This window comes from Nostoc sp. (assembly GCF_041747015.1).
Taxonomy (GTDB): Bacteria; Cyanobacteriota; Cyanobacteriia; order Cyanobacteriales; family Nostocaceae; genus Nostoc.
The window spans coordinates 29,441-51,080 of sequence record NZ_JBGTFY010000319.1; the positions used below are offsets into that span (position 1 = coordinate 29,441).

The 21,640-nt window shown below is 43.0% G+C and carries 13 protein-coding genes; 3 read left to right on the forward strand and 10 right to left on the reverse strand.

Features of this window, described 5'->3' with window-relative positions; genetic code table 11:
* Positions 1 to 131 precede the first annotated feature (131 nt).
* From bcsA to ACEW80_RS25485, 5 genes are all read right to left on the reverse strand, one after another.
* Entirely contained in the window at positions 132 to 2,744 is a 2,613-nt protein-coding gene (gene bcsA / locus ACEW80_RS25465) for a UDP-forming cellulose synthase catalytic subunit (RefSeq protein ID WP_373529265.1), read from the reverse strand.
* Positions 2,745 to 2,795: 51 nt separating this feature from the next.
* Complete coding sequence (locus tag ACEW80_RS25470) at positions 2,796 to 5,135, reverse strand: cellulose biosynthesis cyclic di-GMP-binding regulatory protein BcsB (RefSeq protein ID WP_373529266.1); 2,340 nt, start codon at positions 5,133 to 5,135, stop codon at positions 2,796 to 2,798.
* A gap of 168 nt (positions 5,136 to 5,303) precedes the next feature.
* Positions 5,304 to 6,563: a glycosyl hydrolase family 8 gene (locus tag ACEW80_RS25475; RefSeq protein WP_373529267.1), complete on the reverse strand. Its 1,260-nt coding sequence runs from the start codon at positions 6,561 to 6,563 to the stop codon at positions 5,304 to 5,306.
* A gap of 119 nt (positions 6,564 to 6,682) precedes the next feature.
* On the reverse strand, positions 6,683 to 9,040 hold the full coding sequence (locus ACEW80_RS25480; RefSeq protein ID WP_373529268.1) for a tetratricopeptide repeat protein: 2,358 nt from the start codon (positions 9,038 to 9,040) through the stop codon (positions 6,683 to 6,685).
* Positions 9,037 to 10,800 carry a carbohydrate porin gene (locus tag ACEW80_RS25485; RefSeq protein WP_373529269.1) on the reverse strand — a complete coding sequence of 588 codons (1,764 nt, stop codon included), beginning with the start codon at positions 10,798 to 10,800 and terminating at the stop codon, positions 9,037 to 9,039. Before ACEW80_RS25485 ends, ACEW80_RS25480 begins: the two co-directional genes overlap by 4 nt.
* Positions 10,801 to 11,013: 213 nt before the next feature.
* Between ACEW80_RS25485 and ACEW80_RS25490 the strand changes: the two genes are divergently transcribed.
* Positions 11,014 to 11,808: a hypothetical protein gene (locus ACEW80_RS25490; protein WP_373529270.1), complete on the forward strand. Its 795-nt coding sequence runs from the start codon at positions 11,014 to 11,016 to the stop codon at positions 11,806 to 11,808.
* Positions 11,809 to 12,263: 455 nt separating this feature from the next.
* On the opposite strand, the gene ACEW80_RS25495 is transcribed toward ACEW80_RS25490, so the two are convergent.
* Positions 12,264 to 13,067: a hypothetical protein gene (locus tag ACEW80_RS25495; RefSeq protein ID WP_373529271.1), complete on the reverse strand. Its 804-nt coding sequence runs from the start codon at positions 13,065 to 13,067 to the stop codon at positions 12,264 to 12,266.
* Positions 13,068 to 13,699: 632 nt separating this feature from the next.
* Here ACEW80_RS25495 and ACEW80_RS25500 point away from each other — a divergent pair.
* Complete coding sequence (locus ACEW80_RS25500) at positions 13,700 to 15,256, forward strand: cellulase family glycosylhydrolase (RefSeq protein WP_373529272.1); 1,557 nt, start codon at positions 13,700 to 13,702, stop codon at positions 15,254 to 15,256.
* A gap of 407 nt (positions 15,257 to 15,663) precedes the next feature.
* On the opposite strand, the gene prmA is transcribed toward ACEW80_RS25500, so the two are convergent.
* On the reverse strand, positions 15,664 to 16,584 hold the full coding sequence (prmA, locus tag ACEW80_RS25505) for a 50S ribosomal protein L11 methyltransferase (RefSeq protein WP_373529273.1): 921 nt from the start codon (positions 16,582 to 16,584) through the stop codon (positions 15,664 to 15,666).
* 117 nt (positions 16,585 to 16,701) lie between these two features.
* Entirely contained in the window at positions 16,702 to 18,282 is a 1,581-nt protein-coding gene (serA, locus tag ACEW80_RS25510) for a phosphoglycerate dehydrogenase (RefSeq protein WP_373529274.1), read from the reverse strand.
* 683 nt (positions 18,283 to 18,965) lie between these two features.
* Between serA and ACEW80_RS25515 the strand changes: the two genes are divergently transcribed.
* Entirely contained in the window at positions 18,966 to 19,685 is a 720-nt protein-coding gene (locus ACEW80_RS25515) for a Uma2 family endonuclease (protein ID WP_373529275.1), read from the forward strand.
* A gap of 109 nt (positions 19,686 to 19,794) precedes the next feature.
* On the opposite strand, the gene ACEW80_RS25520 is transcribed toward ACEW80_RS25515, so the two are convergent.
* Together ACEW80_RS25520 and ACEW80_RS25525 are read right to left on the reverse strand one after the other, a co-directional pair.
* Positions 19,795 to 20,649, reverse strand: coding sequence for an HIT domain-containing protein (locus ACEW80_RS25520; RefSeq protein ID WP_373529276.1), 855 nt, complete (start codon positions 20,647 to 20,649; stop codon positions 19,795 to 19,797).
* 175 nt (positions 20,650 to 20,824) lie between these two features.
* Positions 20,825 to 21,604: a Uma2 family endonuclease gene (locus ACEW80_RS25525; protein ID WP_373529277.1), complete on the reverse strand. Its 780-nt coding sequence runs from the start codon at positions 21,602 to 21,604 to the stop codon at positions 20,825 to 20,827.
* Positions 21,605 to 21,640 lie beyond the last annotated feature (36 nt).

Below are 21,640 nucleotides of genomic sequence, written 5' to 3' on the forward strand. Positions count from 1 at the left end.
GACTTAAACCCCCATTGTTAAAAAGAGGGGAAAGAAACTCTAAAAGCCCCCCGATAAATTGGGGGGCTGGGGGGATCTTCAAAGACTGGGGTGTTAAGGAGAGGTTTGAAAACACGCCCTAGTCCTAGTTGCTACAGAACCTGCAACAGTTGTTTAATTTTGGTGTCTTGGCGTTCCTTGAATTTTTCTGGAAAAATTAACTCGAGCGTAATCTTGCCATTTGCCTGTTCTTCTACTGCATAAATTTCGGCAACAAATCGGTTAGATGATAAATTATCGGCATCCTGATTTAACAGTAAACCAACCAATGGTTTAACACTTCGCATCGTATGCAAATCCTGTTGTCCGAGCATTTTGTGAGAAGACACGGCTTTTTTATCCTCTATTTCCAAGCGCAAACCGGTTGTTCCTAGCTCTGTGGCTACTCCAAAGAAAAAGTTACCATCCCAGTAGAGTTGGCTATTGGTATTTACCTGCTTGCGTACCTTTTTACCGCTAGTTTGTTTCACGTCACGCAAGGCCCGAGTCAGACTCGTGGCTAGGAATCCCAGGGAAGCTATGGGTCGGTCTACATACTGCCCTTTTTGAGAATACCACTCCCGGACATCAGAATACAAAACTAGAGTTAAAGCATCGCGTTGGGCATTGTTTAGCTTCACAAAATCAACAGCCAAAAGCGTTTCTGTGTCATTAATAGGAGAGACTCGGACAATCTGCGCTGTTAAAGAGGCGCTAGCAGTATAATCTCCCATCACCTCAACTTCTACTTCATCCAGTAAATTAGGCCAAGTTTCCAAAGAAATTAATGCCCCAGTTTCTGAAATATTGACCGTTTTGCCCATGATTGTTTGACCGTTACTGGTAATTAAGATGGGGAGACGACGCTGTAAACGGTGGGCAGTACGTACTTGTGGTTGTTCAAAGCCAACCAGCAAAGCAGCTATCAGCAAAACCAGATTAAAAATAGACCACATGGTGTTGACTAAGACTGCTTGCCAATCTTCAGGATGTAGCAGCAGCCAATAGGGAACAGCTAGCAAGGAAGAGACTACAAGTCCTGTCACCACCAAAAGACCACGCATCGATTCCCAGTCAAAGGTGCGTTTGGTTATAGACGTTCCTTTGTCGGTAACATTAAATGAACCCAGCTTGGGATTAAACAGTGCTAACATCGTCACCCACCCAGCCTGGAAAGCCATCGCAAATTCAAAAATTTCGTTCCAGAAGGAGAAACGGACGTTTTTGTAAATGATGTAGTTGGTAAAAAGGGAGAGGAGAATATGGGGTAGGGCGTAGGCTAGAGTTTCTAAACCCAAACCTTGGACAGAGTTAACGCCAAATAATAAAAATAGCGTGGGAGCGATCGCATATATTAGACGGGGATAACCATACAAAAAGTGGGAAGTCGCACTGAAATAACAAATCCTCTGAGCAAATGTCAGGTTCAGCTTCGGATTAAAAACGGGATTTTCCAATCGCAGAATCTGCGCCATCCCCCTTGCCCAACGCACTTGTTGTCCTACGTAAGAAGAAAACGTTTCTGGCGCTAAACCAGCCACCATAATTTTGTCGTAGTAGACAGATTTGTAACCCAGGGAATGCAATCGCAAGGCGGTGTGGCAATCTTCCGTCACGGTTTCCACCGCAATTCCCCCAACTTCTAAAGCGTGGGATTTGCGGATTAATGCTGCGGAACCGCAGAAAAAAGCAGCATTCCAAAAATCGTTACCTTTTTGCAGCACCTTGTAAAACAGTTCATTGCCTGCGGGTATTCTACCTTTGGTGACCAAATTACGCTCGAAGGGGTCGGGATTATAGAACCAGTGAGGAGTTTGGACAAACGATACTTTGGGATCGAAGAAAAAACCCATTGTATGCAAGAGAATTTGCCGCGATGGAATGTGGTCACAGTCCAAAATCAATACTAAATCGCCGTCAGTTTTATAAAAGGCAGTATTGATATTACCAGCCTTAGCGTGGTCGTTATTGTCCCGCGCCATGTGTGTACAGCCAAGTTCTTCGCACATTTGCTGTAGCTGTTCCCGTCTGGCGCTAAACTGTTCACGGCGTGGGTCGTTCTCTTTATATTTTTCTGGACGACCATCATCAAGAATATAAACCTGTTTTTTATCAGGAGCATAATCACAGGCCAAGGCTGCCACGGCAGTCTTACGAACAATCTCCACGTCTTCGTTGTAAGTGGGGATGTAGATATCAACTTTGAACCATTCGTCAACAGGAATGGTTGTGAGATTAACTGGTTCGCGTTCTTGAATTTTCAGGGTTTGAAAGTATGCCAATACCAAGGTGAGGATGGCATAAAGTTCGGCCGCTAATAACAATACGCAAGCGATGCTGTTGAGCCAACCATCAAAGTTGAGGGTATAGCTGGTGCGATAGTACAAATAACGCAGCGTTGTTACCATACTCAGCCACAGCATAAACAGATGATAATACTGGCTGATTTCTGAAGAGGACTCTTGAAACTCTGCGTGTATAAGCAGTTGACCGAGTAGCACGAGAAACACTGCTACCAATCCCTGCTGCCAAACTTCTATCGGGGTAACAATCAGTGGCACTGAGAGCAATAATAGCAGCAGGATCAACCACTTAAATTGTTTAACACCCACCTTTTGAAGAGTGCGGTCAAAAAAGCGGGGGGTAATATCAATCAACCAATTGCTCAATTTTAAGCGCTGGCGATCGCGTGATTTCCGGGGCGATGTGTGTGGAGAAGAAGACATTTTGGATCTAAATTTTGAAATTTAAAATTGGCGATACCTAACCGAAAGTGTCTATTTTTTCTCAGCAGTCAGCCGCTTGAGATACAACTGAAGAATCCCGTAAAGAATTAGAGACACACTGAAAATGCCTACAGGTAGCAATAGCCAATTTTCTTGTAAAAAGCGTGATGCTTTGCTCAGGGGAGTGGTATTTTCCCAGCGACGACTATTCGGGGCGCTTTCAAAAAACTGTAGTTGATAGGCATCAGCATCGTCGGAAACTGAGTCTTTTTGATCGCTACTAATTAGCACCGTATCCTTTTTAAGTTGGAAGAACCACGGATCTTGATTGAGGACTTGCCGCACTCGCTCTAAACCAGTTTCGGTTTGAGATGTTAAAGCTAGAACGACGCGATCGCTGTTCCAAGGAGAGATAATTTGCTTAATCATGCCTTGTGTGTCCTGTGGGGTCTGAACCACAGCATTGGCAGAGGAGCGGGAAAATGCTTGGTTCAAGTTGAAGCCAGTGGAATTAAACACTTCGGGAAAAGGAAAATCTTCTCGCGTTCCAATTCCTACCAAATGGTCATTTTTGCGGACTTTTGTGGGCAAAGCATCCGATGTATAAACATTTAGTTTGACAGCATCTGCTTGACTGAGCCTTCCTAAGCGTTCGCTAAAAGCTAACAAGGTCAAGATATCTGTCTTCGAGGGGATTTGTGGCACGACAATCGCCGTCTGAGACAAATCCTGTGGTGCAGCAAAGGGGAAACCAAATTTCAGCAGGTTTAAGTCTGGTAGTTGTGTAGAAATTTCCCGCTTCAGGTCGAAGCTAGTATCAGAATGCACCGTCCCTGTAAGTTGTTGATCTGGTGGCTGAAGACAGTTCTGTTTATCAAACGGTTCTCTAGGATTCATCCTGAAGAAAACTTGCAGTTTCGAGTTGGGTTTGATCAAGTTTTCCGGCAAATTGACTTTGAGGTTTTTGCGAGTTTCTCCCGACTCCGAATCAAGACGTGCCCCACCGATGAAAACTCCATCCAGTAAAACTTCGATCGCAGAAGTTCGCGGATTAACCTGCGGCCCGTAGCTGTACACCAGATTCATAGAACTACCCCGGACAAATCTATCATCCGGCAAAGCGCGAAAATCAACTTCAATTGGCGGCGCTCCCATCCCACGTACAGTTACATCATTAAACGGCTCACCATTGACCTGGGTTTTGATGTCGCCCAGTTTAAAAGAATTTTGTTCTGGTAAATAACGAGGCCATTGGCGGAGTCCTGGTATCGAGCCTTCCTTGAGGGTATCGACGAAAACTACCTGACCAGTCCCCATTTTCCGCAAGTCTGGCTGTGATAAAAATTGGGTTGCCTTTTCCACAGCTTTTGTGCTGTTGCCAGTGGCAATTAAAACCGGAACCCCGTTCTTTTCAGTTTTAGTGATCATCAATACCCCAGTTTCATCTGGTACGGGATTGTTATCACGATCAAGAATTTGATTGCTAACGACTTTCAGGGGCAAATTCTTCCAAGTATTTAGGGTTGGTTGCTCATTTGGAGTACCAATGATTACCAAGCGATCGCTTGCCTTCACATTTGCAACATCAGACACCAAACTCGTCTGAATTGGGCGAAAATCTGCGATTCTGCCCAATGCCGCTTGTAAGCGAGCTGCTGCTGTCAGCCAGGATTGATTAACTTGACTCGGTTGCAAATAAGCAATTTGGTTAGTTTCTAAGCCGAGTTCGTCAAAGAAAGGATAAGGATAGCGGCTGAAATTCAAAGGAATCGGCTGCCGTTCATAGTTTAAGATTAATTTGGAATCTGGCAGAATCTCTGTCCACAAGTCGGGGCTACTAGGGTCGCTACATTCGAGGGTGTTATTCTGCTGTGCTACCAATATGAGTTCGTTATAGTCTTGAACCAGCTTTGGTGGGATATTGAACAGTACTTGACCTACTTGGGACTCTTTGCGGTTGAGTGGTACGCTACCAACACTGGTGCCATTGACTAGCACGGTCAGGTTAGAGCGATTGGCATACAGCGATGGTGAGTGTTGAAAACGGATTAAAGCTTGTACCTTACCCCGATCTAGTTTCCAGCCACGAGGACGGGTAAAGGCAAGACGACCTTCTGAGTAAACCCCGCGCAAGCGCATCCGGTTGCCCACAATCGGACTACGATTAAATTCTAGGGTGTAAGTTGCCAGATTCTTGGCACTAGGAGCTTTTAAGTCTGCTTTACTAGTACTTTCTAATGTCGTTGCTTGAGCTAATAAAGTTACTTGTTGTTGCAGCTCGCCTTTAGTTTCAGCTTGAGCGCTCAATAATGAACTAGGAAACAAAAAAAAGCAAGAAGTAACAATAATTGCTTTTTTACTAATTTGGGAAAGATGAAACAAATGCTTCATGGTAGAGCGTGATTTTAGGGTTAATTTACTCAAACTTTTTATGCAAAAAGCACAAGTATTTTGTTGCTTTTAGAATTTAAAAATCATCCCATCGAATTTTTTAAAGGAAATCAACGGGAGTAAGAGGTATCTGGGAAGCCCGTGGCTCTAACTCAGCCTCAACGAATGTTATTTAAGCAGTCGCTGGGGAATTGTCTTTGGAGGTAGCAATCCTAACCAAGCCAAATTCTGGGTGTAATAAGCAGATTGATCACCCCAAATTCCCTGCTTGTATTGAGGCAGTATTTTTTTCACAAGCAGTTCTTGAGCGATCGCTGGTTCCACCAACTGCATAGCGGCATACAACATAGCGTATTGGGATGTAGCTTCGTAATCCACTAATGCTTTCCCTTGGAGATCAATGCGTGCTGGTAGACTCGATTGTTTAATCCACAGTTTTTGCAGGTGCTGAGTGGATGTCGCTAGATAGCGTTGCGCTTGGGGTGAGTTGAACCAGGCAGCATCCAACGACAAACGCCACCACACCCGATAGGCATCAAAGCCATACAAACTCTTCAGAGTGCTAGATGCTGGTAGGATTTGGCATTGTCCTGTTTTGGTATTTAGAGCTACCCAGTCACTGGGTAAACCTACGCTAGAAAGCTTTGCGGAATTTTCTAGCACTTGATAGCTGCTGTCTACCAAACTCAACCAATCATGTTGGGGGTCAACTTGTGCAAAGATGCGAAAAGCATAGGGTGCAAAATAAGAGGGATTCAGGTAAAGGGTAGATGCATTCGGGACAAATGCAGCTACAGGCCCTGGTAAGAGGTAGCGCTTACCTTGGGTTTTTGAGATGGTGGACAAGTTCCACAAATCTTGCAGTTTAAGTTTTGCCAGTTCCAGGTATTCGGGACGATTCCAACGCCGTGATGCCAAAATCAGGGCAGTAATCGCATCTATATCCCCATCACTGGCAAAGTTGGTGTCGATGCTACCCCAATTACCATCTTCCTTTCGTCCCCACTTCCAAGCCCACAAATGATCTGTGCGTTTACCATCCGCTTGGCGCTGAAGGTTATTTTCCGACCAGTTTAAAGTCAGGGCAAAAGTTGCCGGATCATTAATCAGTACTGCTCGTAGCAAAGCATAAGCTTGACCTTCACTAGTTGAGCGATCGCTTGCTTCGTAATCAATTACTCGCCCATCTGACTGAATAAATCTTTGGCGGTAGCTATCCCAACTTTGGGCTAGTAATTCCCGGTTGGGGGTGGATTTAGGGAGATCAGCTAATAATCCAGCGAGATTTTGACTACTACCTTCAGTGGGGACGTTTGCCACCGGTGTTTGCTGATCCGGTGTTTTAGGTTTTGCTGCCCAGTAACTAGAGATACAGGCAGATAAACCAATCAGGCTGGCAATAGCTGCCACTCTTGGGAGGTACCACATCCTAAGAACAGTTTGATTTGTAAAACATTAGCTGATGGGAAGAGTGCAAGAGTGCGATCTTCCTGCCCTTATTGTTCCCTTGTAGTTGTTGAAAATTAACTTTCATGAAGGAATTTAAGCTAATTTCTGTTTCGACGTTGATAGTCTTCCCAAGGGGGCTGAAATCCTCGTCGTAGCAGAAAGTCTGTTTGGATTTGCTGTATTTGCCGAGATGCATCACTATCGTTTCCTCCTTCTGCGGCTGCTTCTAGTTGCAGTTGTTCTAGCTGTGCTATTGCTGTCAAAGGCTGATCTAAAATTGCATTCAATCCAGCGAGGGCGCGGCGTGCGCCTTTATCTTCCGGTTTTTGTGCCAACACTTGAGCATAAATCTCCTGTGCCGATTCAAAGCGGCGCTGTTCAAAGCGAATTCCGCCCAAACCCGCTAGGGCATCGATGTTATCTGGTTGCTGCGCCAAAATCTTCTGATAGGTACTGCTAGCCAAATTAAAATCACCTACAGATCGAGCCAACTCGGCTTGCAACTGGTATGAGTCAGGAGTGTTGGGAATGCGAGCAATCAACTGCTTCATCCGCGCTTGTGCTTGGGCAGGATTGCGTTTTGCTATCACCTGTAAGAGGCGCAGTTGTAGTGGTATGGAACTAGGATCAACTTCTAGCAGGTAACTATATAAAGCTTCTCTTTGCGGATCAGTAGGCAGCGCTCCTAACAAACTGTATAGTTCTGGAGGAGTATTGGTTGCAGGTTGTGTGGCTAACCAATTGTTGAGAACTGCCTCTGCTTCTGGTTGGGAGATTCGCTTGGCTTGATAGGCGATACTAGCACGCCCTAATTGAATCGACAAATTTTGAGGATTGCGAGCTATCAATTGGTCATAAACTGTTACAGCCTCATCAAAACGCTTTTGTTGCAGTCGCACTCCAGCCAGTCCGCCCAAAGCAGCATCAATAATATCGCTACTATTTGGCTTGCTAGCAACCACAGCTTGGTAACGTTGGGCACTAGCTTCGAGACTACCCTCACGACGCTCAATTTCTGCTGCCAATAACTGGGGTGCGAGGTCTTTAGCACCTGCGGGGGTAGCTGTGTAAGCCGCCAAGGCTTGCCTTGCCCCATTCAAATCTTGGCGCTGCACATACATCTGCGCCACCCGGAAATTCAAAAACGGTACGTTGACCCCTGTTTGCAAAATATTTTGATACACAGGTAAAAATTCTGGGTCGGGAAGATCAATGTTCACTAAGGCATTAGCTAGCTGTTGTAACTGCACGCGATCGCTCGGCAGTGATTGGATTACAGTCGCCAAACGCTGTTTCAAGTCATTTTTACCGAGTAAACCTAGCTGATTTTCCAAAGCTAATTGCTGCACCAGCAAACTTTGATCGTTAGGAAATTCTAACGCCACCCGTCGATATAATTGCAGCGCTGTTTGTCGTCCTTCAGGAAACCCACTAAAGACATCAGCGACTTCGCGCATTAGTTTGGGGGAAGGGTTGGGATCGGTTTGGAGGGCTTGACGGTAGAGATTGAAAACTTGCTGGGTGAGGGTGGGGTTATTGGTGTACTTGCGAATTTCATTGAGTGATCGCGCTAAGGGCAAAATCGCATCTGGCCTTCCCTGTAATACATCTAAGACCGCCAACGCTTGAGCTTGTTGTTGATTGACAAGGTATGCTACAGCCAGTTCTTTGCGGGTTTCAATCCCGATCTGGTCAAGTTTTTTGGAGCGCTGCAACTGCGCTTCTAACACCTGTACTGCCCCTCCAGGATTGTCTGTTTCTCGTAAGGTGCGACCGTAGGCTACTGCTGCATACCCTGTAATGGCTTTACCAGTGGAGCGATAGCGGTTAAACAACTCCAGTGCTTTAGGAAAATCCCCGCTATAACTGTAAGTTTGAGCTGCACCAACGACTGCCTCTGGTGTGGGGGTGTTGTTCAGTACTATTTGGTAGTCTGCCAGGGACTCAGTTAATCGTCCTGGAGAGGAGTAGAGTACAGCCCGATAACCACGACCTTCTGAGTCATTAGGATTTAACTCTAATAAAGTTGTCAGAGCCTCAATTCCTTTTAAGTTCCACTCAGGACGATAAGTAGCCAATAGACCAACTGTCTTTAAAGCTAGTTGGTTGTTGGAGTCTACTGCCAATACTTGTTGATAAGCACTCCAAGCTTCGGGAATACGTCCGGCTCGACGATAGGCGATCGCTAATCCTAACCTAACTTGGGAAGATTGTGGTTGACTTTTGAGGGCTTGCTTGAAGGCTGCGATCGCATCATTAATCAAGCCTTTTTTTAACAATGCAAAACCCTTTTGTGCTGACGCCGATAAGTTCTGCGCTTGAGCAGGGGCAATGCTGCCCAAGGGTGGCACAGTTAGCAAGTAAGTAAAAAGGAAAAATGAACAAGTAAAAAGAGAACGATATTTAATTTTTTTAGCTTTTGCCTTTTGCCTTTTATCTATATTGTTTTGACTCATTGAGTGATTCTCCCTCTGGGAGTGACATCAAGTTCTGATTTCACCCTGATACCGAAGACTGTTTCTGAGAAATCATCACGTGATTGAACCGAAAAGCCTAGCCGGAGATTGTCAAGAAATTTAAAATCATAGAACATTTCCAATACATCTGGACGATCTCCACGACGGAGGCGATCATTAGAGAGAGCGCGTCCATAAGCTATTCCTACTCGGTCATCTGGGGTAAACAGATCCACAAAACTAGCTCCCAAGACGTAAGTATTTGCACCCTCTCCTAAAGTACGGTTTTCGTAACGACCATAGCGCCCAAACAAACCTAATTTCAGATTGGGAATAAAGACTTCGGCGTTGACACCGTATGCTTCTTCGCGATCGTTTTCATCAGGGCCAAATTGATTGTTACCTCTGGCAATGCTAAAGCTTTCGAGGAAGCTATCACGGACACCAGCGTCGCGATCGCTGGCATAAGTACCACGAATAATCGCATTGCCGTAACGGATGCCGATTTCGCCAGCAAATCCATCTAAAGAAAAGTCACCGATTTTGTCTGCTGATGAAAAGACTGCTGCTTTCGCTTCAATATTGTCGGTGACACTCCAATCGGCTAACAAACCAGTACGTGAACTAATCCCTGTCGCCGCCAGTGCTGGGTTGGTTTGAAATACCGGATTAAAGAATTGACTTGCTCCATCTTTAGCAAAGCTGTTGCGATCAAAATAAGACGTTAAATCTATTTGACCGATCACAAACCGCAGATTAGGCACTCCTGCCAGTGAAGTCGCCAAATACAGCTCGTTAATGTTCAAACCCTCGTTTCGGGAGTCATCCAAGTTGCTGCCTTCGCTTGTTAAATCCAGGGTTGCCCCAACCAAGGCTTGAGGAGACAGTGGGTAGACTCCGGTGACTCTCGCTCGTGCTGAGGTGTCGCCGCCTTGGGTGATATAAACTCCTTGGAATTGTAAAGAGGGTTCCCTTAAACTAGTGCTAGCGAGCTGGCGGCGTTGTTGAGTCGTTACTGATTGGGTAACTGGCACTGCTGTGCTTGGAGTGGGAATAATACTAGGGACTGATGGTGTTATCTCTGGATTGAGTAATTGTTGATTAAAAGTTGGTGCTGCTGGTGCAGTGAATTCTTGCGTTGCAGCCGAGTTGGGAAGTGGTGGCAGAGGGGCTGTTTGAGAACTGAGTAGTTGATTAAAAGTTGGTGCTGCTGGTGCAGTGAATTCTTGCGTTGCAGCCGAGTTGGGGAGTGGTGGCAGTGGGACTGAGCTACTTAGTGGCTCCGAGCCGTTCATCTTTCCCTGCAATCCTAAATTAAGGTCAGAAGTGTCCCCACCTGCTGCCACTTGTGGTGCAACAGAACTACGTGCTGCTACCGGGGCTTTTCCAGTTACCTGCTGCTGGATGAAGACACTCTCTAGCTGTTGGAGATCGTTGACTGGTTTGGGTTCTACAACTTTGGACACTGGATTGGCGATCGGTGCAACTGCTACACCAGTCGTTAGGGGTGGAGGAGGCAATGTTTGCGCTGGCTGCGATTGACTCTTATTGACGGGTAATTTAGGCACTGGTAGCGGTTCTACTAAACCTAATTGGTAGTCGCTAGTCTGTAGCTGAGATGGGTTAACTTGAGCTGAAGATTTTTCGCTCACTGCCAGTACCCAGCAAATCGAGACGGCGACAGTGCAAAGCAGTAGATAAACCTTGTGGTACTGGCTTGGAAAAGTAAATTTATAACAATCGAGTACTGTTTGCCTCATCAGCCTAGTTGGGTAACAATTACATATTTAGGTTATTGAATGTCGCTACTTTAGCAAATTAAATGAGTATTAACCACTAGATAGAATAAACTTTGCAATTTTCAATTAATTGATTAAGAGTCGATAAAACTTGTTATTTATAAAAATAAATTGGGCATAATAGGTAAAAACCTAAGTTAATTGGAAAAAATCCAAATAAAAATGCCTTTTATCATGAAAAATCTTGCTTTAAAGACTATTTTGACTAAATTTAAAGCTTTATATCCTACTAATCTCCAGACAGCCATTTGCCTAATGCTTTTAGCTGCCAGTTATGGATGTGTTCAAAAAGCACAAGAAAAGGTGGAGATGAGAATTGGAGATGTACAACCTGTATCAAGTAAAGGTGTATACAATGTCGTTGGTAGTACCAATCTGCCTGAGTCTAGCAAGATTACAGTAGCTGCTGTGCGTTATTTGCGTCCAGTATCAGGACAAGCAGAAGCTTTGCTAAACTCAGACACGAATACTAACCGTTCAATTCTGGCTCGTCAAATTGTGGAAGTGAAACAGGGACAATGGGAGGCTGCGCTGAATCTGTGGCAAGTTTCACCCGATGGTACTTTCCAAGAAGTCTGGCAAGCAAATCCAGCACAAATACGACTGTTTCCAGAAGATGGCGTTACATTTGTAGCTATTTTCGATCCTGCTAGTCAGTGGGAACAGCCAGATAATCAAAACTCTCAAAAGTTAAAGTCACAAAATCAACAGCTTGAAAAGCTTGAAAGCAAGTTGATTCGCTTTACTAACGAAGGTGAAAAATATTTACAAGTTAGCCAAACCTTAACAATACCCCTACCTACGGGGAAAACAATACCACCTCGTCCGCAACCGGAAGACTTGAATGGTGGTTGGGGAAACCGATATCAAATCCCGCCGCAATCCGTAGCTTCTAAAACTACCCTACTTCCACAGGTTAAAAATAGGCAAACGAATGCCTATATGACTCCTTCAGAGTTTCTCAGGTGAGAATTAAGATGGGCATCAAACCTATCAAATAATCCTGTCTATGTACCCCTACTCTACTTCCTACTTGATTGAGGACGGGATACTGTAGCCCTCCATTACTCGCTTTTTAATAGATAAAAACAGGAATACCAGCCTCAATATGAGCGCTGGCATCCAGATATTAATTACCCAATAACCACTAATTCAGTGGGCATTGTCTATAGAGAAAAGTGCTTTGTCTTTATTAAAAGAGTTATGGCAATTTCGGAAGCTTCATGAAAGAGGCAGAGAGAAAATTCATACCTAAAGACACTTGCTCTATACTTCTATGCTCTTGAGTGGTTTAAATCTTATCCTCTGCTTCTCTAATGCTTTGTTTTTTTGGTTATTTGTCTATTACATAAAGATGTAGGTAATGAACATTAAACCTGTTTATCTTCAGCTTTTGTTCTTTGATAAACAGGTTTGAGTAGATTTTAAAGGACAGTATTATAGTAAATCTGAAATTTAGCTGTGGATTCTACTTCAGTATTTGTTGCTTGAGACGTTAGTTGCAAATTCTTCTGCATTGCCTGCATCTGTAACATCATCTGTTTAATTTGTTTTTGCAACTCTTCAAATTCTGATGGCATGATTGCTGTTTGATTTACTTCACCAGCAGCAGCAATTTCTTTGATGTTGTTGGGATTTTCTTGAGCATAGCCAAGGAAAGTTTGGGCAGATGCAAATGCAGAAGTAGCAGCACTATCTCTTATAGTGGTAGGGGTGTTTTGAGTTGCAACTTTTGGTACAGGATTTACTGACTGTGCGTGCATTGGCATCGGGGTTTGCGCTCCAATAGATTGAGATGCAGTTATTGCAGAGTTTTTTGAGCTGAAAGCTTGATCAAAAGGTATCTCGTCATCTAAAAAAGCGTTCAATCCAGAAATTTGCAGCCGAGGCTCGGAAACTTGCCATTCTTTTAGTAATGCCTCTTTTTGCTGTAGGTGTTGTTCTAAATTAGATAATTCCTGCTGAATTTTCGCTGATTTGAAAGAAGAATTTCGCCAACCACAGAAAGCGAGTGCTGAAATTCCAGACCCTATACTAAGTGCAGTTGCAAAAACTACGTAAGGAATAGCAATATCTCTAAGTTTCCCGTCAAAAATAGGTTCTTCCTGAAATTTGATGGCTATTTGCTTATCGCCTAGTGTAGCAAGGGGAAATGACATTAAGGAAAATACACTTAGAGAAGCGATCGCAGATGGTAGTAATAATTTTTGCAGTGCAGAAAGTGTCATATTAAAAAAGTTTTTGTCAAATAAAAGACTATGGATAGATTGCATCAGATATAATTACCGCTCATAACATCTAGCTTTTATAGAGTTTTCACGGTCGCTCAGTATCTGTACTCCCTTAGTATCTAAATTATTCTCTATCCGAGATGTTTTCAATAGAAAACTCATGAAGAAGTCAGTAAATTACGTAAATTTTTTGTAAATTAAGCAACTAACACAGATTATATAAGGGGAAATGCAAAACATAGATAGAAATTTATACGTATTGCCAGTCATATATTTTAGCGTTTTTCACCTCCACTATCCAATTTTTGCAGATACAGAAACAATCGTAGCCAATTATTGCTCTAAGATTATTAGGATGGTCGGATGTACGGAAGATTAATTAAGTAATATAAAAAGCTGTAAAGTAAATGCTTTGTAATCATAATACGAAAATTTATCAGTGGCTAAAAATCAGATTTACAAAAATAGCTTTTACGTAAAGATACTGCAAAAAAATTTTCCTTGTAAAAAGCTTTATATACTTTATATGTTAAGTTAACTTAGATATTCTTCTACAAGAAAAGTAATATAGTATGCAAATTATCCATAAAAATAAACCAAGAACATTGAGCTTACATAAGCAATTACTGATGTTTTCCCTAAGTTTAGTGGTGTTTTTAGTAATTATTTTGACTAAATCACCTGCTAGTATCCAGCTAGATGCTTCTATGGCTGCGACGCCAATAGAGCTACCACTTTCAACGATTGGTAGAACAATTGTGGATACGAAAGACAAGGTTGTATTGCTCAGAGGTGTTAATTGGTTTGGTATGGAAACTGATACGCACGCCCCTCACGGTTTATGGAAACGAGATTATAAAGAAATGCTGGCGCAGATTAAAAGCTTAGGATATAACGTTATCCGGTTGCCTTATTCTGTAGCAGCATTGCGATCGCTTAATATCAGTGGCATTGACTTTGGAATTGGTAGCAACATAGAACTTCAAGGTAAAACCCCCTTGGAGGTAATGGACTCAGTTATTCAGGAAGCGCAACGTCAAGGATTGCTAATCCTGCTCGACAGCCACCGTCTCAACGACCAGCAAATTCCTGAATTGTGGTATGGAGACGGCTTTACGGAAGCAGACTGGATCGATACTTGGACAATGTTAGCAATCCGATACAAGAATCAAGCTAACGTTATTGGCGCAGACTTAAAAAATGAACCTCACGGGAAAGCTAGCTGGGGTGATAACAACATCAATACCGACTGGCGACTAGCAGCAGAACGCGCAGGTAATGCGATTCTCAGTGTTAATCCTAATTGGCTGATTGTTGTTGAAGGAGTAGAAAAGAATGTTCCTGGTCAAAAACTGCTACAGCACTGGTATGGTGGGAATTTAGAAGGTGTGAAGCGCTACCCAGTACGTTTATCTCATTCTAATAAGCTAGTCTATTCTCCTCATGAGTATGGTGCTGGGGTGTACAATCAGCCCTACTTTTATGACTCTAACTTTCCTAATAATCTAATTGATCGCTGGCAAATAGGATTTAACTATATCGCTAGTGAGAATATTGCTCCTATCTGGATTGGGGAGTTTGGGGGACGGAAAGTAGACTTAAATTCCAAAGAAGGAATTTGGCAAAATGAGTTGGTGAAATACATTCAAAAAAATAACTTGAGCTTTACTTACTGGAGTTGGAATCCGAATAGTAGTGATACAGCCGGAATTTTACTAGATGATTGGCAAAGTGTTGATCTACCCAAGCAGCAATTACTGTCCCAACTACTCCCACCTGTACAAGTTCAATCGCCAGACCAACCGAGTAATCCTCCTGTTTCTCCAACTCCTACTCCTTCTGTCTCCCCATCTCCTTCTGTTTCTGCAACTCCTACTAGTACTGTCCAACTAAAAGTCACTACTGAGATCAATTCCAACTGGGAAACTGGATTTTGTGTCAGCTTCAAAATTACAAATCAGGGCAATACCAAGGTTAACAACTGGCAACTGGCATTTAATATGAATCAAGTTAAGATTAATAACTCTTGGAACGCAGATTTTAAGCAGCAAGGAGGGATACAGTATGTAGTGACTCCTTTGGACTGGGGAAAAATAATTGAACCAAATCAAGTACGGAATAATGGCTTTTGTGCCAATAAACTTGGTTTTGACTACCAACCGCAGCAAGTGCGAATCCTTAATTAGAAACTAAAGCTCATAAAACAAAGCCCTGGATTTTTCTCAGGGCTTTTTAATTTAAAAAATTTTCAATTTTGGTTGATTTATCCCTGGATACATATTTTCCCAAATTCTAATTTATTGCTGGGATTCAATCAATTAATTAGTGCAATGATGTGTGTGGATATGTTTGGTTACAAACTAAGAACTTTTTAAGAAAGTTTTGGCCTTTGTGCAAATCTTTTCCTGTTGGTAAGTGGCTGTTTAAGTTCTTTACTAATCATCAAGAATTTGATTTTCCCAAGCTACATCAGTATGCATCCTGTTCGGATCTCAAATAGGATTGCTATAGTAACTCACCCAAAAGAAACAATTAACTTATCTGTAGGGCGTGTCTAAGACGGGCTACTTTCTGTGTATATCATCTTTTTTGCTCAAGAACGTCGTACATTCAAACAACACCATTCTTTTCTTTTCCATAGAGTAGCAACGACCCAACCATTCTGCTCTAAGGCATCAGCAACAGCTGTAGATTGTTCCAGTAAAATACCACTGAAGATAGCCCAAGTTTCAAGTTTAGCGATCGCACTTATTTGTGGGAGTAACTCAATAATCACGTCAGCCAAAATATTGCAGACGATCCCATCCACCGGGTTTTCAACTAGTTTTGTCAAAACGTCTACACTTCCCTGGGCAGGTAATAAACGTTCTGAGCTAATATCGTTAAGATCGCGATTACTGATAGTTGATTGTATTGCCAAAGGATCAGTATCCACTGCATAAACTTTCTCTGCTCCCAGTAGCAACGCCCCAATGGAGAGGATACCAGAACCACAGCCAATATCCGCAATTACCAGATGTTCCTGTTTGCCGCCAGTACCTACAAACGACTGAGGAAGACCACTCAACCGCATTTCCAAGGATTCCAAACATAGCTGAGTAGTGGCGTGTCCGCCCGTACCAAATGCTACACCAGGGTCAAGACGAATTACTAATCGTTCCGATGCTTCTGGTGATGGTAGCCATGCCGGGTTAATTAGAAAGCGATCGCCTATTTCTTGCGGATGCCAATATTGTTTCCAGCTAGTCGCCCAATCTTCCTCATCAATCAATTGCCACTGTACTAAGGGAGATGACAGTCCTATACAGAGGGCATCTTGGCGTAACCACAGCGACAGCGCCGCTAAATCTAGTAGCTGTGTTTGAATTGTTGACAAGTAAGCCCTTACTAAAGATAAGTTTCCCTTGTTTTCACTCGCTGTACCACGAGAGCCAAAATTTTCCAGTCGCCAAAAGATAGAATCTTCTAGGTCTGGCTCACATAAAATCTGTAGTTCCCACCAGGTGTTTGCCATCTTTAGAGTGCTGAGTTATGAGTGCTGAGTTATGAGTTATGAGTGCTGAGTTATGAATTATGAGTTATGCTCCTAATTCTTCACTCTTGACTTTTTTCTTCACTCAGCACTCAGCACTCATAAAGTTACTGTATATGCGTCCCGGATACCAGAGACTTTAATAATTTCATCCAAAATTCCCTCAGGTAAAGGATCATCTATACTGAGAGCCATTACTGCATCACCACGGACGATTTTGCGACCTACTTGCATACTGGCAATATTCACATTGAAACTGCCGAGTAAAGAACCGAGTTTGCCGATAATCCCTGGCATATCACGGTGCAATGTAAAGAGCATATATTTGCTGGGGGGAACGTTAATCGGGAAACCATCAACGTCGGTTAAGTGGATTTCCTTTTCACCCAACAAAGCGCCTGTGACAGAATGAGTACCTAAAGTCCCGGTGGCTTCAAGATGGAGAGTTCCGGCATAGTCTCGAATGGAAGCATCGCGGGTTTCAATCACCCGGATTCCCCGTTCTTTGGCTTCTATGCTGGCATTTACGTAATTTACCCGTTCGCGTAAAGCTTGGTAAAGTAATCCTTTGAGGGCAGCTACTACCAAAGGCTGACTTTTGTTGGTCGCTAGTGCCCCTTGCAGTCGAATATTAAGTACTTCCACTCGCCCGCCAGCTAGCTGTCCCACCAGATTACCTAGAGTTTCTGCTAGCTGCATATAGGGTTTGAGTTCTTCCAACACATCGGGGCCGAGTCCAGGAATGTTGACGGCTGAACGTGCTGGTAGTCCTAAAAGTACATCCCGAATTTGTTCGGCAACATCAATCGCCACATTCACTTGAGCTTCAGCGGTAGAGGCTCCCAAGTGGGGAGTGAGAATAATTTCCCTGCCTAGCGATCGCAATTCAGATTCACCCAGTGGTTCTGACTCGAACACATCCAAGGCTGCACCTGCTATTTTACCAGCTTTCAGAGCTGCTACTAAAGCTACTTCATCAATGAGGCCACCACGAGCGCAGTTGACAATCCGGGCTGTGGGTTTCATCTTTGCCAGGGTCACGGCATTGATTAAGTGGGTGGTTTCTGGGGTTTTAGGGATGTGTAGGGTGATATAGTCTGCTTGCTGGAAGAGCAAATCAAGTTCTACCAACTGACAGCCAATTTGTTCAGCTCGGTCTGTGGAAATAAAAGGGTCATAAGCTAGGAGTTTCATCCCCATTGCCTTAGCCACTGCGGCAACATGGGAGCCGATTTTACCCAAGCCGACAATGCCGAGAGTTTTTTTGTAGACTTCCGCGCCGATAAAACTATTACGATCCCACGCACCGCGTTTCACCGAAGCGTTAGCATCGGGGATGTGGCGAGATAGAGCCAAGATCATGGCTAGCGCATGTTCAGCGGCGGCAATTGTATTTCCCTCTGGAGAATTGACTACCACAATTCCCCGGCGTGTGGCAGCGGAAACATCCACATTATCCACACCCACACCAGCACGACCAATGATTTTTAGTTGCGTACCGGCTTCAATAACTTCTTGAGTGACGCGCGTACCAGAGCGAATCATCAGCGCGTCATACTCACCAATAATTTCGATCAGTTCCGCTGGTTTTAGATCTGTTTTGACATTAACGGTAGCAACTTGCGAAAGAATGTCAATTCCAGCTTGGTCAATAGGATCGGAGACAAGAACCTTAGACATGATTACTTCATTAAAAGCTACAGGTTTTGCTACACAAGACTTTTTAGTTTAGTATTTATCTGTTGCAATTCCGCAAAAATTATTCGTTTTAATATCAACTTAACCTTAACTTTACACTTGGTAGCGATGGTCTTAGAGCGTGAGCCGCAGAGATAATGTGGTACTGCCTGCTAATATTTAAAGATGAGTGGCTGTTTGTGCCACTTGCCGCTAAATATAAAGCATGAATAGTACTAAGCACTTAAATATTTATTATATAGTTAAGAGTTACCAAAATCTTGTCAGGTCAAGCGTTAGAATTTGGACACTAGTGCTGCTACGCAGAAGTTACAAGACTTATATTCTAAGCTTTTTCACTATTTTAAAAGGTAGCGTGATTTTCACCGTGCCTACAGATAAATTTTTTGGCTGATAATTGCGACAGATTTAGAATTGCTTAGTGTCAGTAGAGTCCCTTCATCTAATAGTATAAATAATGATATAGTTATGCGTAGGCGCGTTGGCGTAGTTCGCACTTCTCTCTGAGAGGCTGCACTTCTCTGCGAGACAATATCCCGTTCGCGTAGCGTCTCCGACAGGAGAAGGGTACGGCGCTGCTCAGTTACCACCAGAGGCATCGCTAACTGAGAAATCGTTATAATTCTGGAGAGCTAAATATCCTTTGAGTTTTGAGGAAACCAGCCATGTTAGAGTACAACTTGCCAAGGTACTTGCCCTCAGCCGAGGAACTACCAGACTCTGATGAAACACCTGTGGATAATGAACTGCAAGAATTGATACCAGGCTTGCTGAAGGCAATCCTGCTGATACTTTGGGCAGAACGCATGGACTGGCTTTTTGCCATAGATATGGGTATTTATTATCACCCCGATAAGCCGCCTATTGTGCCAGATGGGTTTTTGAGCTTAAGGGTAGAGCGGTTTTATGATGAGGAACTGCGTCCCAGTTATGTGCTGTGGGATGAAAATGTTGTGCCGATTTTCGTGCTAGAAGTGGTTTCCCAAAATTATCGTAAGGAATACACTACTAAATTGGATGAATATGAGGCTTTGGGTGTACTTTATTATGTGATTTATTCCTCCCGTCGCCGCCGCAAACCGCATCTGGAAGTACATAAGTTAGTTAATGGTAAGTATGAATTGCAGCAAGGAAACCCTGTTTGGCTACCAGAAATTAGCTTAGGAATTGGTTGTGAGAGGGGAAATTATTGCGGCGTAACAAGGGAATGGATGTATTGGTATGATGAGCTAGGACAACGGTATCTCACGCCTTCTGAACAAATAAAACAAGAAGCACAACACGCTCGACAAGAAACACAACGCGCCGAGCAAGCAGAACAACGGGTGCAACAATTAACAGAACAATTAAGAGCGCTGGGAATAAATCCAGATAATCTGGGTTAACTGAATTTATTACTAAATATTTTCAACAAGATCGAAAAACTGGTTTTTTCAGATTTATGTATATGTTATAAATCCGGTTTTTCTACTGAAAGCTATCAGTAAAGAAAAACTATTGCCTTTTAGGAATAACGTTCCTGATTCCACTTTTAGTAGAGACAGTATCACCTTTGTAACGAGGAATGATATGAATACTGGCGTGCATAATATTTTGACCGGCGGCTCGGTTGATATTCATTCCTATATTAAAACCATCAGGTTCAAATTCCGTTTTGATAATTTCTTGTACTTTGTTCACCATAAACCAGCAAGCAGATTGCTCTTTAACTGGTAATTCAAAATAACTGCTAACATGGCGTTTGGGAATAACCAAAATATGTCCTTTACTTATAGGAAAGCCATCAAAAATAGCATAAGCAGTTGCAGATTCAGTTAATAGTCTTAGATTTTTATGAGGATTACAGAATATGCAATAATTAGATGAATTTCGCTGATGATTATAGTGAACATACTCATATAATTCCCGATGTTCATCTAAACAAACTGAAGGAAAGGGAAGTTTGACAATACACTGATAGGTAGGTTTTTTATGGATATAATGTTCTCGAAACCCTTCTTTTTTGATATCCCTTCTTACAGCATAATAAGCTTTACCTCCTGGTTTTAATAAGTGCGATACTTCCATAAGAACATTAGTTTGTTCTTCAGTAAATAAAACATTTAAAACATAAAAGCAAATTATTGTATCGAATTTATTATCAGGATATTCTGGAAAATAAGAAGGATCATAGCCTGTAATATCACAACCTTTTTGGCGCAATATTTTAACATCATTACCAAAGCCACAACCAAAGTCTAGTATTTTGCCTTGTAACAGGTTTTGATTTAATAAAAGCTGTGCAGGAAATGAGAGATAACTTCTTTCGATCGCAGTAAGATGACTAAATTGATTTTGTTGCTGTTTCATGGAATTTTGGTGCTAATGTCCCAAATTTATTATTCCCAGCATCCCTTTAGGTTATGCGATGTTTACAAGCAATACGCTTGGGTTAAGGGTTATTGGTGTAGATAATTGATCTTTAAAGACGCGATTTATCGCGTCTCTACATCAGGGTTTTGGGCTGATCTGAACCGTATTGTGTCTACGACGCGCTATTCAGCGTCGCATCAGGGTCAACACCTAGTTCACGTAACTTAGCTGCTAATACATCAGCACGTTGGCGTTCTTGTTCAGCGCGTTGGCGTTCTTGTTCAGCGCGTTGGCGTTCTTGTTCAGCTTGTTCGCTGCTCCACAACAGCAAATTTCCTTCTCTATCCCACCAGCGCAGCCAGTTCATGGTTTGGCATAATCTTTCACCTTGCCAAATTCCGAGAAATAACTCTAACTCAGGAATCCAGTAACGTCCATTGGTATCTGCTTGCGGCAAAGTATATTCTCCATTTTGCAAGCACCGTACTTCTAGACTTGGTTCGTAAGGGTCGTAGGTTACGTAGGTTGGAACTTGGAGAATCTTTTCGTAATAATAGAGTTTACCGTAGGGTGGAGTTGAGCGGACTGATAGTTCTCCCCCTTCTGTGTCTGAGAGAAATTCCATCACTACAGCCACAGCAGCGCCTTCTAAATTTGGGGTATAGCTGCGACGAACTACATTTGTTCCTACAGACTGCACTTGAGGAACGTAAAGCCAATCAGGGGCTTTAACAACAATTTTTTTCTTGACTGTGGCTACAAGTCCGAAATTAGAGCCAATCAGCATCTGGGGTTGGATGCATCCTGTGCTTCCCAAAGCATCGGTAAGTGCCGCAGCGATCGCGGGTTGTTGAATATTTTCCACTGGATCGTCTGGTAAAATGAAGTCGGCAGGAAGTGCTTCCCAAGTAACAATAGGTTCTTTTTGGATGGGGTTAACTTGTAGAACCATAAAACTACTCCTAATCTCAATGCCTAGTATATTAGT

Bases quoted from the DNA above. Each gene is read 5' to 3' on its own strand.
- ACEW80_RS25525 (WP_373529277.1), bottom strand. From the start codon at position 21,604: ATGGTTCTACAAGTTAACCCCATCCAAAAAGAACCTATTGTTACTTGG.
- ACEW80_RS25475 (WP_373529267.1), bottom strand. From the start codon at position 6,563: ATGTGGTACCTCCCAAGAGTGGCAGCTATTGCCAGCCTGATTGGTTTA.
- ACEW80_RS25495 (WP_373529271.1), bottom strand. From the start codon at position 13,067: ATGACACTTTCTGCACTGCAAAAATTATTACTACCATCTGCGATCGCT.
- ACEW80_RS25500 (WP_373529272.1), top strand. From the start codon at position 13,700: ATGTTTTCCCTAAGTTTAGTGGTGTTTTTAGTAATTATTTTGACTAAA.
- ACEW80_RS25480 (WP_373529268.1), bottom strand. From the start codon at position 9,040: ATGAGTCAAAACAATATAGATAAAAGGCAAAAGGCAAAAGCTAAAAAA.
- ACEW80_RS25470 (WP_373529266.1), bottom strand. From the start codon at position 5,135: ATGAAGCATTTGTTTCATCTTTCCCAAATTAGTAAAAAAGCAATTATT.
- prmA (WP_373529273.1), bottom strand. From the start codon at position 16,584: ATGGCAAACACCTGGTGGGAACTACAGATTTTATGTGAGCCAGACCTA.
- ACEW80_RS25490 (WP_373529270.1), top strand. From the start codon at position 11,014: ATGAAAAATCTTGCTTTAAAGACTATTTTGACTAAATTTAAAGCTTTA.
- ACEW80_RS25515 (WP_373529275.1), top strand. From the start codon at position 18,966: ATGTTAGAGTACAACTTGCCAAGGTACTTGCCCTCAGCCGAGGAACTA.
- bcsA (WP_373529265.1), bottom strand. From the start codon at position 2,744: ATGTCTTCTTCTCCACACACATCGCCCCGGAAATCACGCGATCGCCAG.
- ACEW80_RS25520 (WP_373529276.1), bottom strand. From the start codon at position 20,649: ATGAAACAGCAACAAAATCAATTTAGTCATCTTACTGCGATCGAAAGA.
- ACEW80_RS25485 (WP_373529269.1), bottom strand. From the start codon at position 10,800: ATGAGGCAAACAGTACTCGATTGTTATAAATTTACTTTTCCAAGCCAG.
- serA (WP_373529274.1), bottom strand. From the start codon at position 18,282: ATGTCTAAGGTTCTTGTCTCCGATCCTATTGACCAAGCTGGAATTGAC.